13 protein-coding genes are annotated in these 15,453 nt (G+C 59.5%); 4 read left to right on the forward strand and 9 right to left on the reverse strand.

The genetic code is table 11. From position 1 onward, the window contains the following. The gene (locus ACR0L1_RS02965) at positions 1-276 is read right to left on the reverse strand and encodes a DUF1467 family protein (protein WP_170769058.1); all 276 of its coding nucleotides are present in this window, start codon (positions 274-276) and stop codon (positions 1-3) included. Positions 277-292: 16 nt separating this feature from the next. Beyond that, positions 293-697: a methylmalonyl-CoA epimerase gene (gene mce, locus ACR0L1_RS02970; RefSeq protein ID WP_170352375.1), complete on the reverse strand. Its 405-nt coding sequence runs from the start codon at positions 695-697 to the stop codon at positions 293-295. 134 nt (positions 698-831) lie between these two features. Between mce and ACR0L1_RS02975 the strand changes: the two genes are divergently transcribed. Both ACR0L1_RS02975 and ACR0L1_RS02980 read left to right on the forward strand, forming a co-directional pair. Continuing rightward, the gene (locus ACR0L1_RS02975; protein ID WP_480857057.1) at positions 832-1,548 is read left to right on the forward strand and encodes a response regulator; all 717 of its coding nucleotides are present in this window, start codon (positions 832-834) and stop codon (positions 1,546-1,548) included. A 1-nt stretch (position 1,549) separates the two neighbouring features. After that, positions 1,550-1,684: a hypothetical protein gene (locus tag ACR0L1_RS02980; protein ID WP_269149750.1), complete on the forward strand. Its 135-nt coding sequence runs from the start codon at positions 1,550-1,552 to the stop codon at positions 1,682-1,684. A 63-nt stretch (positions 1,685-1,747) separates the two neighbouring features. Here ACR0L1_RS02980 and aspS read toward each other — a convergent pair whose 3' ends face one another. The 4 genes from aspS to ACR0L1_RS03000 all read right to left on the reverse strand — a co-directional run bounded on the left by aspS (position 1,748) and on the right by ACR0L1_RS03000 (position 6,000). Next, a complete protein-coding gene (gene aspS, locus ACR0L1_RS02985) occupies positions 1,748-3,523 on the reverse strand; it encodes an aspartate--tRNA ligase (RefSeq protein ID WP_480857059.1) in 1,776 nt (591 codons plus the stop codon). 79 nt (positions 3,524-3,602) lie between these two features. Continuing rightward, the gene (locus tag ACR0L1_RS02990; RefSeq protein WP_480857061.1) at positions 3,603-4,274 is read right to left on the reverse strand and encodes a CPBP family intramembrane glutamic endopeptidase; all 672 of its coding nucleotides are present in this window, start codon (positions 4,272-4,274) and stop codon (positions 3,603-3,605) included. Then, on the reverse strand, positions 4,271-4,918 hold the full coding sequence (locus tag ACR0L1_RS02995; RefSeq protein ID WP_170788192.1) for an aminotransferase class IV family protein: 648 nt from the start codon (positions 4,916-4,918) through the stop codon (positions 4,271-4,273). Before ACR0L1_RS02995 ends, ACR0L1_RS02990 begins: the two co-directional genes overlap by 4 nt. Then, on the reverse strand, positions 4,873-6,000 hold the full coding sequence (locus ACR0L1_RS03000; protein ID WP_480857063.1) for an aminodeoxychorismate synthase component I: 1,128 nt from the start codon (positions 5,998-6,000) through the stop codon (positions 4,873-4,875). The genes ACR0L1_RS02995 and ACR0L1_RS03000 overlap by 46 nt, the downstream gene beginning before the upstream one ends. Positions 6,001-6,176: 176 nt before the next feature. Between ACR0L1_RS03000 and carB the strand changes: the two genes are divergently transcribed. Beyond that, complete coding sequence (gene carB / locus ACR0L1_RS03005) at positions 6,177-9,521, forward strand: carbamoyl-phosphate synthase large subunit (RefSeq protein ID WP_480503281.1); 3,345 nt, start codon at positions 6,177-6,179, stop codon at positions 9,519-9,521. 60 nt (positions 9,522-9,581) lie between these two features. Here carB and ACR0L1_RS03010 read toward each other — a convergent pair whose 3' ends face one another. From ACR0L1_RS03010 to ACR0L1_RS03020, 3 genes are read right to left on the reverse strand one after another with little or no spacing between them, the layout of a single operon-like run. Then, positions 9,582-12,632 carry an efflux RND transporter permease subunit gene (locus ACR0L1_RS03010; RefSeq protein WP_480857066.1) on the reverse strand — a complete coding sequence of 1,017 codons (3,051 nt, stop codon included), beginning with the start codon at positions 12,630-12,632 and terminating at the stop codon, positions 9,582-9,584. A gap of 13 nt (positions 12,633-12,645) precedes the next feature. Beyond that, positions 12,646-13,683: an efflux RND transporter periplasmic adaptor subunit gene (locus ACR0L1_RS03015; RefSeq protein WP_170783852.1), complete on the reverse strand. Its 1,038-nt coding sequence runs from the start codon at positions 13,681-13,683 to the stop codon at positions 12,646-12,648. Further along, positions 13,680-14,147: a MarR family winged helix-turn-helix transcriptional regulator gene (locus ACR0L1_RS03020; protein ID WP_170783850.1), complete on the reverse strand. Its 468-nt coding sequence runs from the start codon at positions 14,145-14,147 to the stop codon at positions 13,680-13,682. The genes ACR0L1_RS03015 and ACR0L1_RS03020 overlap by 4 nt, the downstream gene beginning before the upstream one ends. 169 nt (positions 14,148-14,316) lie before the next feature. On the opposite strand from ACR0L1_RS03020, the gene ACR0L1_RS03025 reads away from it, so the two are divergent. Beyond that, entirely contained in the window at positions 14,317-15,441 is a 1,125-nt protein-coding gene (locus tag ACR0L1_RS03025) for a beta-ketoacyl-ACP synthase III (RefSeq protein ID WP_480857068.1), read from the forward strand. Positions 15,442-15,453 lie beyond the last annotated feature (12 nt).

Raw genomic sequence — 15,453 nt, forward strand, 5'->3', positions numbered from 1 at the left:
TCAACCGCGCGGCTCAAGCTGGTTCAACCAGTCGAAATCCCGCACTGAGATGACGCCCGAAATGATGATCCCCGCGATGATCGCCCAAAGCACCACCGTCAACCCGGTGGTGATCCACAGCTTTTTCTTCATATGATGCACTTCCGGCGCACCCGCATGGGTGCCCGGAACGATCTCGCCCAGATCGCCCTGCGTCTTGATGCGGATCGGCAATACGACCAGCAATGTCAGAAACCAGATAACGGCAAACAGAACCAATGCAGCGGTGATCGTCATGGCAGCCTCGCTTGGGTTAGACCTGTTCTAGCTCGACCAGACAGCCGTTAAAGTCTTTGGGGTGCAAAAACAGCACTGGCTTGCCATGAGCCCCAATCTTGGGTTCACCCGAGCCCAGCACGCGCGCACCGGTTTCCTTCAGATGGTCACGGGCCGCGATGATATCTTCGACCTCATAGCAGACATGGTGAATGCCACCAGCCGGGTTCTTTTCCAGAAACCCGTTGATCGGGCTATCATCGCCCAATGGGTACAACAGTTCGATCTTGGTGTTTGGCAGTTCGATGAACACCACGGTTACGCCGTGATCGGGTTCGTCCTGAGGCGCGCCGACCTTGGCTCCCAATGCATTGCGATATTGCGCGGACGCGGCCTCAAGGTCAGGCACGGCGATGGCAACATGGTTCAGGCGACCGATCATAGAACTCTCCTCTATTCTGCGTTGCAGCGGTTATGGGGGCAGTTCAATCAAAGAACAAGTGCGCCAAATTGCCGTTAACGTCGTGTTAGCCAGAAGTTCCTAGCGTGAGGCATCTGCTGACTAGGAGTTCTGCCATGGACGATTCGAGCCCCTTCACCTCAGCCGCACAGCCAACGGCGATGCGGCCTTTGCTGGGACAAACCATTCTGGTTGTCGAAGACAGCCGCTATGCTTGCGACGCGATCCGACTGATGTGCCTGCATTCCGGTGCCCGGATCCGACGCGCGGATTGCCTGAAATCGGCAAGGCGGCATTTGCAGATCTACCGTCCCTCGGTCATCTTGGTCGATATGGGGCTGCCGGATGGCTCAGGGGCCGAGCTGATTGCCGAATTGACCGAAGCATCGCCGCGTATCGGGGCCATTCTGGCGATGTCCGGCGACACCTATACCGAAAACGCAGCCACGCAGGCCGGGGCTGACGGTTTTCTGGCCAAGCCGCTGAAATCGCTTTCTTACTTTCAATCCATGGTGCTGCAGCACCTACCCGAGGATCGCCGCCCCAGCAGCTTGAACGCTGTCCGGGATCAGGTCATTAACCCCGATCCGCTGGCCTATCAGGATGACATGGCCCATATCGCCGATGTGCTGGCTGGCCCGAATGATCACCGCACGCTGGACTATGCCGCCCAGTTCCTGCGGGGGGTTACCCGCGATGCCGATGACAAAGTGCTGGCAGACGCGGCCAAACGCTTGGCCGCGTCCCGCGCCGAAGGGACGCCCGTCACCGCATTGGCCGCTCAGGTCGCCGGGATCGTTCAAGCTCGCCTGGAACAGCGTGAGGCGATCTGAGATGGCAACAGCCTATTTCGCGACGGCTACGCTGCTGAGCCTTTGGATCTATTGCCAGACCCGCGCGGCGGCCCGCAACATTCGCGCCGCCCGAGCCTTGGTCAACGATCCACTGGAGCAAACCGGACAGCTTTGACCTCTTCGCGAAACATCCGACCAAAGAAAAAACCCGCCGCAAGCGTTGCGACGGGTTTTCTTGTCATTCCTGCGGGATGATCCGCAATCCCAGCTCCATCAACTGATCCGAGCTAGGGTCGGACGGTGCGTCCATCATCAGATCTTCGGCGCGCTGGTTCATCGGGAACATCATGACCTCGCGGATGTTGGCCTCATCAGCCAACAGCATCACGATCCGGTCGATACCCGCGGCACAGCCACCGTGCGGCGGCGCGCCATAGTGGAACGCATTGAACAAAGCACCAAAGCGAGATTTCACCTCATCCGCGCCATAGCCTGCCAGCTCAAAAGCTTTCAGCATGATCTCGGGCTTATGATTCCGGATCGCGCCCGAGACCAACTCATACCCGTTACAGGCCAGATCGTACTGATAGCCGCGCACGTCCAGAGGGTTGCCGTTTAGCGCCTCCATACCGCCCTGCGGCATCGAGAACGGGTTATGTTCAAAGTCGATCGCGCCGGTTTCTTCGTCCTGCTCATAGATCGGGAAATCGACGATCCAGGCGAAGGCAAAGCGGTCTTTTTCGGTAAGACCCAGCTCATCACCGATCACGTCACGAGCTTTACCAGCCACCTTTTCAAAGGCCTTCGGCTTGCCACCCAGGAAGAACGCCGCGTCCCCGACACCCAGGCCCAGTTGCTGACGGATCGCCTCGGTGCGCTCGGGGCCTATGTTTTTGGCCAGTGGACCTGCGGCTTCCATCCCATCGCCCTGATTGCGCCAGAAGATGTAGCCCATTCCCGGCAGACCCTCTTTCTGCGCAAACGCATTCATACGGTCACAGAACTTGCGGCTGCCGCCGGTCGGCGCCGGGATAGCGCGAATTTCGGTACCCTCCTGCTCCAACAGCTTTGCGAAAATCGCAAAGCCAGACCCGCGGAAGTGGTCGGAGACCACTTGCATTTTAATAGGGTTCCGCAGGTCGGGCTTGTCGCTGCCGTACCACAGGGCCGCGTCCTTGTAGGATATCTGCGGCCATTCCTGATCCACTTTGCGGCCACCGCCGAATTCTTCGAACACACCAGTCAGAACCGGTTGGATCGTGTCAAACACGTCCTGCTGCTCGACAAAGGACATCTCAAGGTCAAGCTGGTAGAAATCGGTGGGCGAGCGGTCGGCGCGCGGGTCTTCGTCGCGGAAGCACGGCGCGATCTGGAAATACTTGTCAAAGCCCGACACCATGATCAGCTGTTTGAACTGCTGCGGGGCCTGCGGCAGAGCATAGAACTTGCCCGGATGCAGGCGCGAGGGCACCAAAAAGTCGCGCGCGCCTTCGGGAGAGGACGCCGTGATGATCGGCGTCTGGTATTCGCGGAAGCCCTGATCCCACATGCGGCGGCGCATCGAGGCGACAACGTCCGAGCGCAGGGTCATGTTCTGCTGCATCGCCTCGCGGCGCAGGTCCAGATAGCGATAGCGCAGGCGGGTTTCCTCAGGATATTCCTGATCACCGAACACCATCAACGGAAGTTCGTCGGCTGCGCCCAGCACTTCTAGCTCGCGCACGTAAACCTCGACCTCACCGGTGGGCAGTTTCGGATTCACCAGTTCCGGGTCGCGCGCTTTGACGGTACCGTCGATGCGGATACACCATTCGGAGCGTACTTTTTCCAGCTCGGCAAAGGCGGCGCTGTCGCCGTCGCACAGAACTTGCGTCACACCAAAGTGATCGCGCAGGTCGATGAACAGCACGCCACCGTGGTCGCGGACCCGATGCACCCAGCCAGACAGGCGGACGGTTTCACCGACATTGGCGGCGGTCAGAGCGGCGCAGGTGTGGCTGCGATAGGCGTGCATGGATCATATCCCTTCGGGCGCAGAATTCGTCGCGCCGATACACCCCGTCGGGCCGCGAAAGTCAAGGCAGGTATCCCGCTCAAAACGGCCTTTGCACGTTGCCCGAGTAGAAATAGATGCCCAGACCGACCGCAAAGATGATATTGCCCGCAATCGCATGCAACAGCACCGCATAGAAAAATGAGCCGCGTTTGCGATAGGCCCAAGTGAACAGTAGCCCACCCGCAAATGTCATGACAGCGACGATCCAGCTCCAGTACATCAGATGCGCCAACGAAAACAGCGCGGCGTTCAGCAGATAGGCCGCGCGCTCGCCCGGCAGGATTGCATGATAGCGGCGGAAGAACAGCGACCGAAACAGAAGCTCTTGCGGTAGGGCCGAGATGCAGGGGTAGAAGACCCAGATCATCAGCAGGATCTCGGGCCGTTCGCGCAGCAGAAAAAAGGCGGCCTCGGGGCGGGCGATTATCACGACCGCCGCGCAGAACAGAGTCATCACAACGGCGAACAGGGTAACTTCGGTCCAGGACCAGTTGCCATGGTTGTATCGCAGTTCGGCCCATTCAAAGCCCGGTGTATAGTGCAGCAGTAAGATGCCAAGTGCGGTGAAACTGAACAGCGACGGGAACATCCAACTGGGCGGAAAGAATACCGCGATCAGCACCGGGACAGCGATGAAGAACAGTCCGAACTCGACACGCAGCCGCAGCGTTTGAGGCGCGCTCTCGGCCCACTCGATTTGTTTGCTCACAGTTCTACCAACTCCGCCCGGATCAGGCCGCGTAAGGAATTTCCGACATATATTTCTGTCGCATCCTTCAGGTCGGTCAAGGATAACACGGCGTCAGTAACCTGTTTATTTTTCAGCGCCTCTTCGCGCAGTATGCCGGGCAGCACGCCGCAGGACAGCGCGGGCGTCAGGCCGCGTCCATCAGGCATGTGCAGAAACAGATTGCTGATCGTGCCCTCGCACAGTTCGTCGCGTTCATTCAGGAACAGCAGTTCGTCAATTCCCGGTGGCAGCGATGCGCGGGCGTCATCATACAGCGCGCGTTGTGTGGTCTTGTGCTGCAACCACACATCCGAGGCCCGCAAACGCTGATCCGCAATTGCCACACGCCAGAACGGCGGGTTCTCGAGCAACGCACCGGTCGTCACCTCCACAGCGCCTGCCATATCTAGCGTCAGCCGGCAACGCAGAGGGGATGGACCCGCGACATCTTCCAAAGCGGCCACGGCGCGGGCCCGATCAAACGGCACTCCCAACGCCTCAGCCGATCGCGCCATGCGCGCCAGATGGCGATCACGGCGCACAAACCCCTGCCCCGGCCGGAAGGCCAGCGTTTCGATCAGGCGAAAGTCAGGGTCATCTGGCGGGCGAAGCGGGCTTTCCATAGCGCCTCCTCATATTCGGATGGGGCGGTGCTGTCCCAGACCACGCCGCCGCCCACATTCAGGGTGGCTTTGCCGCCCTCGACCATCAGCGTGCGGATGGCCACGTTAAACTCCGACCGCCCATCCGGCGCGGCCCAGCCAATCGCGCCGCAATAGATGTCGCGCGGCCAAGGTTCGAGGTCGGATAGAATCTCCATCGCGCGGATTTTGGGCGCACCTGTGATCGAGCCGCAGGGGAAAAGCGCCATCAGAACGTCCGAAAGCTCGGCCCCCAGATGCAGCTGCGCCTGCACCAGCGAGATCATCTGATGCACGGTCGCATAAGTTTCGACCTTGAACAGTTCGGGCACGTTGACCGAACCGGGCAGCGCCACACGGCTGATATCGTTGCGCAGCAGGTCGACGATCATCAGGTTCTCGGCCCGGTTCTTTGCGTCACTCGACAGGAAATCGCGGCGGCGGGCGTCTTCGGCCAAATCCTCGCTGCGCGGTTGGGTGCCTTTCATCGGGCGCGTTTCGATCAAACGGTCGGCATCGGTACGGAAAAACAGCTCGGGCGAGCGGCTGAGCAAGTCAGGCAAACCGTCCTGCTGCACAAGCGCGCCGTGGCCCACGGGCTGACCTGCCGCCAACGCGGCATACAAAGCGGCGCTGGTGCCTTCGACCATCAGGTCAATCGGAAAGGTCAGGTTGGCCTGATAGATATCGCCCGCGCCGATGGCCTCATGCACGCGCGCGAAGGCTTGGGTATAGCGCGCCTCGTCCCAGCGAGGCGCGAAACCGGTCACTCCACCCGCAGGCGCAGGCAGGTCGCTTTGGGCTGGCGTGTCAAAGACGCCAAAGCACAGCAATGGCAGGCGGCGGCCCTCGGGCATCCGCGCGGACAACCTCGGCTCCAGCGCATAACCAAGCTCATAGCTGGCATAACCGGCCAACCACGCACCATCCGCGCGCGCGGAATCCAGCGCCTCCAACGCGTGAGGCACATCTTCCGCGCGGTCGGCGCGGATCACCTGCGTGGGCCGGTCAAAAGTGGTCCCCTGCCCGGCCGGGCCCTGATCAAAACGAATACGCACCTGCATCCTCATTTGCCGTGCTGCGCGGTATAGAGAATACGGGGCTGAGGGAAAGAGGGGAAAGCGGCAATTTCACCCCTGTTTCCGATACCCCTTGAACCTTTTCGCGCTGTCCCTATAACGCAGGACAATTTGGGCGCTTGGGGGTGCCCTGACTCGCGAACAATTGAAGGAACGTGGCCATGCCGAGAAGAACCGACATCAAGTCGATCATGATCATCGGGGCGGGGCCCATTGTCATCGGTCAGGCATGCGAGTTCGACTATTCCGGCGCTCAGGCATGTAAAGCGCTGCGCGAAGAAGGCTACCGGGTCATTCTGGTGAACTCGAACCCCGCCACGATCATGACCGACCCAGGTCTGGCCGACGCCACCTATATCGAGCCGATCACCCCCGAAGTTGTTGCTAAGATCATTGAGAAAGAGCGCCCCGACGCGCTGCTGCCCACCATGGGCGGGCAGACCGGGCTGAACACTTCGCTGGCGCTGGAAGAGATGGGCGTGTTGGATAAGTTCGGCGTCGAGATGATCGGTGCCAAGCGTGACGCCATCGAGATGGCCGAAGACCGCGCACTGTTCCGCGAGGCGATGGACAGGCTGGGCATCGAAAACCCCAAAGCCGAGATTGTAACCGCCCCCAAGGACGCGGACGGCAAAAAAGATCTGGACGCGGGCGTAGCGCTGGCGCTTGAGACACTGGAGACCGTCGGTCTGCCCGCCATCATCCGCCCCGCCTTTACATTGGGCGGCACCGGCGGCGGCGTGGCCTATAACCGCGAGGATTACATTCATATCTGCCGCACAGGCATGGATGCGTCCCCCGTGGGTCAGATCCTGATCGACGAAAGCCTGCTGGGCTGGAAAGAATATGAGATGGAGGTGGTGCGCGACACCGCCGACAATGCCATCATCGTCTGTTCCATCGAAAACGTCGATCCCATGGGTGTGCACACGGGCGACTCGATCACCGTGGCCCCGGCCCTGACGCTGACCGACAAAGAATACCAGATCATGCGCAACCACTCGATTGCCGTGCTGCGCGAGATCGGGGTCGAGACCGGCGGATCGAACGTGCAATGGGCGATCAACCCCGTCGATGGCCGCATGGTCGTGATCGAGATGAACCCGCGCGTGTCGCGCTCGTCTGCGCTGGCGTCCAAGGCGACCGGTTTCCCGATTGCGAAAATCGCCGCGAAACTGGCCGTGGGTTATACGCTGGACGAGCTGGACAACGACATCACCAAGGTCACGCCTGCGTCTTTCGAGCCGACCATCGACTATGTGGTCACTAAAATCCCGAAATTCGCCTTCGAGAAATTCCCCGGCTCGGAACCCTACCTGACCACCGCGATGAAGTCGGTGGGTGAGGCCATGTCCATCGGCCGCACGATCCACGAATCGATGCAAAAGGCGCTGGCCTCGATGGAATCGGGCCTGACCGGCTTTGATGAGATAGAAATCCCCGGTCTGAACGTTGCTCTATGGGATGAAGCCGACGACAAGGCCGCTGTGATCAAGGCCATCAGCCAGCAGACACCGGATCGCCTGCGCACCATCGCGCAGGCCATGCGCCATGGTCTGACCGACGACGAGATTTTCGGCGTCACCAAGTTCGACCCGTGGTTCCTGGCCCGCATCCGCGAGATCATCGAAGCCGAGCGTCAGGTGCGCAAAGATGGCCTGCCCGTCACCGAGGACGGTATTCGCAAGCTGAAAATGCTGGGCTTCACCGATGCCCGTCTGGGCAGCCTGACCGGCCGAGATGAGAGCAATGTCCGCCGTGCCCGTCTCAACTTAGGCGTCACCGCCGTGTTTAAGCGTATCGACACCTGCGCCGCCGAGTTCGAAGCGCAGACACCCTACATGTACTCGACCTACGAAGCCCCGATGATGGGTGAGGTCGAGTGTGAGGCGCGCCCGAGCGACCGTAAAAAGGTTGTCATCCTCGGCGGTGGCCCCAACCGGATCGGTCAGGGGATCGAGTTCGACTATTGCTGCTGCCACGCTTGTTTCGCGCTGACCGAACAGGGCTATGAGACCATTATGGTCAACTGCAACCCCGAGACCGTCAGCACCGACTATGACACCTCGGACCGCCTGTACTTTGAGCCGCTGACCTTCGAACACGTCATGGAGATCCTGACGAAAGAGCAGGAAAACGGCACGCTGCACGGTGTGATCGTTCAGTTCGGCGGTCAGACCCCGCTGAAACTAGCCAACGCGCTTGAGGCCGAAGGCATTCCGATCCTCGGCACCACGCCCGACGCCATCGACCTTGCCGAAGACCGCGAACGCTTCCAGGCGCTGGTCAACGAACTAGGCCTGAAACAGCCCAAGAACGGCATCGCCTCGACCGACGAACAGGCGCTTGAGATTGCAGACGAGATCGGCTTCCCGCTGGTCATCCGCCCCTCATACGTTCTGGGCGGGCGCGCCATGGAAATCGTGCGCGATATGGATCAGCTGCGGCGCTATATCAACGAGGCCGTCGTCGTCTCGGGCGACAGCCCCGTTCTTCTGGACAGCTATCTGGCGGGCGCGGTTGAGTTGGACGTGGACGCGCTGTGCGATGGCACCGATGTGCATGTGGCAGGTATCATGCAGCATATCGAAGAGGCCGGCGTGCATTCGGGCGACTCGGCCTGTTCTCTGCCGCCCTACTCGCTGTCCAAGGAGATCCTCGATCAGATCAAGGATCAGGCGTTCAAATTGGCTAAGGCTCTGAACGTGGTCGGTCTGATGAATGTTCAGTTCGCGATCAAAGACGATGAGATCTACCTGATCGAAGTGAACCCGCGCGCCTCACGCACCGTGCCCTTCGTCGCCAAGGCGACCGACAGCGCGATTGCGTCCATCGCAGCGCGTATCATGGCTGGTGAGAAGCTCTCAACCTTCCCGATGCGCCCCGCGTACAAGGAAGGTCAGGACACCAAGATTGCCGACCAGATGACGTTGGCCGACCCGGACATGCCGTGGTTCTCGGTGAAAGAGGCCGTGCTGCCCTTCGCCCGCTTCCCCGGCGTTGATACCATTCTGGGCCCCGAAATGCGCTCGACCGGCGAGGTCATGGGCTGGGACCGCGACTTCCCGCGCGCCTTCCTCAAGGCGCAGATGGGCGCTGGTATGGTGCTGCCGTCCGAGGGCCGCGCATTTATCTCGATCAAGGATGCCGACAAGACACCCGCAATGCTTGAGGCGGCGCAGGTGCTGACCGAACAGGGTTTCTCACTGGTTGCAACGCGCGGCACGCAAGCCTGGCTGGCAGAGCAAGGCGTCGACTGCGACGTGGTAAACAAGGTCTATGAAGGCCGACCCGACGTGGCCGATATGCTCAAGGACGGTCAGGTGCAGCTGCTAATGAACACCACCGAAGGCGCGCAGGCGGTCGAAGACAGCAAGTCCATCCGCTCCATCGCGCTGTATGACAAGATCCCCTATTTCACCACTGCGGCCGCTAGCCATGCCGCAGCTTTGGCGATCAAGGCGCAGGCCGAGGGCGATGTCGAGGTCAAATCCCTGCAGGGTTAACCCCACCGCCCGGTTACAGAAAAAAGCAAAACCCCCGGTCTCTGACCGGGGGTTTTTCATTTAAACAACAGGTTGCGGCGCTGATTTGCGCCGGTATTCCGGCAGGAAGAACACCATGTAGAACACGGGCGCGGCCACCATGGTCAGGATCGTGGCAAAGGCCAACCCCCCCATGATCGTCACCGCCATCGATTTGAAGAACGCATCCGTCAACAGCGGTGCCATCCCCAGAATGGTCGTAATCGCCGCCAGCATCACCGGGCGCAAACGCGAGACCGAGGCTTCGACGATCGACTCGTGCAGTCCCTTACCGGTTGCGCGAACCAGGTCGATCTCTTCCACCAGAACGATGCCGTTTTTGATCAGCATCCCCGACAAGCTCAGCAGCCCAAGCAGCGCCGTAAAGGTAAATGGTAACCCGGTGCCCAGCAACCCGATGACTACCCCATTTACCGACATCGGCACCAGCAGCCAGATGATGATTGGCTGCCGGATCGCGTTGAAGATCAGCACCGAGATCAAGACCATGATCAGCAGGCTTAAGGGCAGTTGCCGTCCAAGGCTTTCATTGGCCTCACCGGCATTTTCAAATTCACCACCCCATTCCATCCGGTATCCGGCGGGCAAATCCATGTCTTCGATGGCCGCCCGGACTTCGGAATGGACCTGAGCCGCCGTGAACCCTGCCGGGATATCTGCACCAACAGTGATGGTCAGGACCCGATCCCGCCGATGTACCAGCGTGTTCAGGGCCTTGTATTCGAACCCGTCCACCATCTGCTCGATCGGAACAAAGCGTTCGGACTGATCGGAATACACCACCTGATCCACGATCGAGTAATCGCCATTCGCAGCGCGGCGCAGGATGATTGGGATCAGGCGATCGCGTTCACGAAACACCCCGCCGGTGATGCCATCGGTTGAAAACTGCAACGTGGCTGCGATGTCTTCGCGGCTGACACCTGCAGTTTGGGCGCGCTCAGTCGCGTAGATCGGTTGAACCGCCAGCTCTTTTTCACGCCAGTTGTGATGCACGTGCAGGGCATTATCGGACGCGGCGCGCATCCGCAGGACCGCCTCCTCTGCCAGTTGCCGTAAAACTACCGGATCGCTGCCCGAGAACCGCGCCTGGATCGGATCGCCGCCACCCGGACCAAAGATCAAACGGCGGGTGCGAAACTCACCCTCAGGGAACTGGGCCGAGCCGAATTCTTCCAGATCCGCGCGCAGTTGCGGGATGTCTTCAAGGGTTTCGGTTCGGATGATCAGGTGACCATAGCTGGGGTTCGGCTTTTCGGCCGAATAGGTCAGCAAAAACCGGGTCGCGCCCTGTCCGACAAAAGTTGCGACCGACACGACTTCATCCCTGTTGGTCAGCCATTCCTCAAACACGGCTATATCATCAGCGGTGCGGGAAATTGGAGTACCTTGCGGCAATTTATAATGCACAAGGAACAGTGGCGTGTTCGAATCCGGAAAGAATTGCTGCTTGACCAGACCGAACCCGGCGAAACAGGCCACCGTCACCCCCACCAAGGCGGCGATCACCAGCCAGCGGAACCGCAAAGCCCAGCGCAGGACGGTCCCGTAGATACGGAACATCAGTCCGCCATAAGCATCCACCGCGCCTTCTTTACCCTGTTTGAAGAAATAGTGCCCCAGCATGGGCGTCACCGTCAGTGCCAGAATCCAACTCAGCAGCAATGAGATCGCGATGACCGCAAACAGCGAGAACAGGAACTCACCCGATGCGTCCGGGCTGAGACCGATACCAGCAAACGCCATGATACCGATGATCGTCGCGCCCAACAGCGGGATTTGTGTTTTGGACGCAGCCTCATCCGCCGCATCGCGCGCGTTTTTGCCGCGCAGCATGGCGATCTGCATCCCCTCGGCCACGACGATGGCATTGTCGACCAGCATCCCCATGGCGATGATCAACGCGCCTAGCGAAATCCGCTCCATCTCGATCGAGAATATGGCCATGAACAGCAGCGTTCCCACCACGGTCAGCAGCAGGGTCGAGCCCACCACAATCGCGGCGCGCCAGCCCATGAAGATGGCCAGAACCGTCACTACAATCGCCACCGACAAAGCCAGGTTCACCAGAAAATCGTTCGAGGCCTGCTCGACCACAACATGTTGCTGATAGATCGGCAGGATTTCGACACCATAGGGAATCTGCCCGTCCAGTTCGGCAAATTTCGCATCGGCGCGCTTGCCGACCTCGACAATGTTCTCGGTCGACAGGCCCGCGATGCCCAGCGTGAACGCCTCGGCGCCGTTAAAGCGGATGATGACCTCGGGGTCGGTTTGGCGCCCGCGATAGACATTGGACATATCAAACAGGTTGATCACCTGCCCTTGCGAGCCAACCGACAGCCCCGCGATGGCCGAAACCGTATCGGACCCTTCGGCAGTCAGGACCGTGGTACGGTCATTGTCTGACCGCAGCGAACCCGATGCATTCACCGAATCCGCATTAACGATGGCATCGTTGATCGCCTGCAACGGCACATTCTGATTGACCGAGATGGCTAGGTCGGGCTCCACGAAAATAGCTTCTTCCGGCAGGCCCATCACCTCGACATCCGCTACGCCCTCGACGGTCAGCAATTCGCGCCTCAGAAAGGTCGACAACTCGTGCTTTTCAGCATCCGAGAATCCATCCGCGGTGACCGCATAGAACAGCCCGAACACGTCACCAAACCCGTCATTCACCAGCGGCTGGCTGACACCTGACGGCAACGCGCGAGCCGCATCGCGGACCTTAGCGCGCAGCTTGGTCCAGATTTCGGGCAATTCGGTTCCGTCATAGGTAGACTTCACCTCAACTTCGATCAGCGAGAACCCCGGTTGGTTGACCGAAGTAATGGTTTTGACCTCTCCCATCTGCTGGATCGCCGATTCCAGAGGTTCCGAGACCTCAAGCGCCACTTGTTCGGCAGTGGCACCGGGATATTGCGTGGCGATGACCGCGTTCTTGATCGTAAAGGCCGGGTCTTCCAGCCGACCCAGCGACAGGAACCCCCAGATGCCGCCAAACAGAGCGATCAGAATGATCAGCCACGTATAGATCGGCCGATCAATGGATGCGCGCGCGATGTTCATGACCCTGCCCTCTTTAATTCGCAAAACCGGCAAAACGGCGCACCGTCTGCCCGTCGGTCAATGCTCCACCGCCTGCGACCACGACCTCATCGCCATTGTTAAGCCCGCTCAGAACGCGCACATCCCCACTTTCCGTGGGTTCGATCGTCACCGGTACTCGCGTGATCGTGCCTTCATCGGCCCCTGTCGGCGTGAAGACGAAAATGCCAAGCGTTCCTTCGGCATCCGCCACAATCGCGGTCGCCGGGACCACGATGCCTGTGCGTTGATCCTGTACCTGCACGTTCACCGTCACTGAAGACCCCGGCAGAATCTGCAGCCCTTCCGGCGGGGTCAGGCCGAACTGAATGCGGAAGGTTTGACCAACGCTCGAAGATTCAGCATCAAACTCGCGGATTTGCAGCGGGAACACCTCATCGCTGACAGGGAATTTGGCGGTGATGGTGATGTCATCCTGCTGGCCCGAGCGTTGAAACAGAATTTCGGGCACATCCACTTCGATCCGCAGCTCGGACATGTCGTGGATACGAACGATGGGGGTTCCGGCCGATACGGTTGTAAAGGATTCCACCGCGCGGCTTGAGACCAGCGCGTCAAAGGGCGCGGTCAGCGTCGCCTGTTCCAGATCATAAAGGGCATCGCGCACAGCGATATCGGCTAGTTGTGCCGCTGTTTCGGCGTCATCCACAGCAACCTGACTGGCCGCCGTACCGCGCAAACGGGACAAGCGTGCCAGCGTTCGATCGGCTTGTTCTTTTTGCAACACAGCCCGGTCATAGCGGCGCTGGAACGGCTCACGGTCTAGCTCGGCAATCAACTCGTCCTTGGGGATCACGAACCCCTCGGTCACGGGCATGTCCATGATCTGCCCAGCTACCTGAAACGCCAGATCGACCGTTTGGCGCGCAGCCACACGACCAAAGAACTGACGCGAAAACCCCGGTGTAGTTTCCTGCACAACCATCAGCTTGACTGGTTTGGCCGTCTCTTGCGCCGTGGCAGAGGTGGCCAGCAGGGCAAGGGCAATGCCCAAAACAGAGATCAATTTCATTTCTTCAACCCCTCGGGTATTCCCGTTTTCAATATGTTTTCCCGGATTTTCCGGGCCAGACGCGCAAATTCTGCCGTCTCATCAGCATCCAACCCCGACGCGCGGTGAAACAAAGCACCCGCTTCGGCCACCAGGGCCTGACGCATTTCAAGCCCCTTGTCGGTCAGCACCAACAACCAGGCGCGGCGATCTTCAGGGTCGCGTTGTCGGGATAGATACCCCGATGCTTCCAACGCGTCCGCCGTAGAGGTGATCGTGGAGGGCACTGTCAACATATCCGACGCCAGAACCCCCATGCGCTTGGGCTGGTCTAGCTTGATCAACATGTGGCATTCCTGATGGGTCAGCTCGATTTCCAACGAGTCAAAGCTTTCTTCAAGCTTCCAGTACAAGGCATACACGCCCATCATGGCCTGCATTTCAGGACTGAGCCGTTTTACCAGCGCACTGTCATCGAATGTCATGGACCGAATCCCTTAAAGACCTCGCGACCGCATATACTTCAAAAAATGAACTATTCAAGAATTGAAGCGCATTTGGGCCCCAACTTTGGCATTCCCTTGGGTCAATCTCTCTTGAACTGACCGGGTATTGGCGGCATTTTGAGCAAATCCGAAAAACGCAGGTTCACATATGCACACGCCAGCAATCACCGGCACCGGTGTATTCACGCCAGAGAACATCATCACCAACGCAGAACTCGTCACCGCCTTCAACGCCTATGCCGACAAGGTCAATGCCGAGCATGCCGACGCGATTGCCGCAGGTGACATGGAACCGCTGCAACATTCCTCGGAAGAATTCATCGTCAAGGCCTCGGGCATCCACAACCGCTATGTGATGGACAAGACCGGCGTACTTGACCCCGACGTGATGCACCCGTTGCTGCGTCAGCGCAGTGATGATGAACCCGGCATCATGACCGAGATGGCCGTGGATGCTTGCAAAAAGGCACTGGCGCAAGCCGGGCGCGCACCCGAGGACGTGGATCTGGTAATCTGCGCCGCCTCAAACCACGAACGTGCCTATCCGGCGATTGCGATCGAAATTCAGCAGGCGCTGGGGATCAAGGGCTTTGGCTTTGATATGAATGTCGCCTGTTCCTCGGCCACGTTTGGCATTCAGGCGGCGGCGGATATGATCCGATCGGGATCGGTGAAATCCGCGCTGGTGGTGAACCCCGAGATCTGCTCTGGTCATCTGGAGTGGCGCGACCGCGATTGCCATTTCATTTTCGGAGACGTCGCCACCGCCGCCCTGATCGAACGCGTCGAGGACGCAACCGGCCCCTATTTCGAAATCCTCTCCACCCGCTGCGCCACCGAATTTTCCAACAATATCCGCAACAATAATGGTTACTTGCGCCGCTCGCGCCCTGATGGCGTGGTCGATCGGCGTGACATGCAGTTCATGCAGAACGGCCGAAAAGTCTTCAAGGAAGTGCTACCGATGGTCAGCAAGCACATCGCCGACCATATGGACTCCGAAGGGCTGAGCAGTTCGGACCTGAAACGCCTGTGGTTGCACCAGGCCAACAAGACGATGAACGATTTCATCGGCAAAAAGGTTTTGGGCCGCGAGCCAGAACCGGGCGAACAACCCAACATCCTGCAAGACTATGCCAACACGTCTTCAGCCGGATCGATCATCGCGTTCTCCAAATACTCGGACGATTTCGCAGATGGAGAAATCGGTCTGATCTGCTCCTTCGGGGCGGGGTATTCCGTGGGTTCGGTGATCGTGAAGCGGTGCGGTTAAACATCATCTGTA

The sequence above is a fragment of the Ruegeria sp. J8 genome (assembly GCF_056531925.1).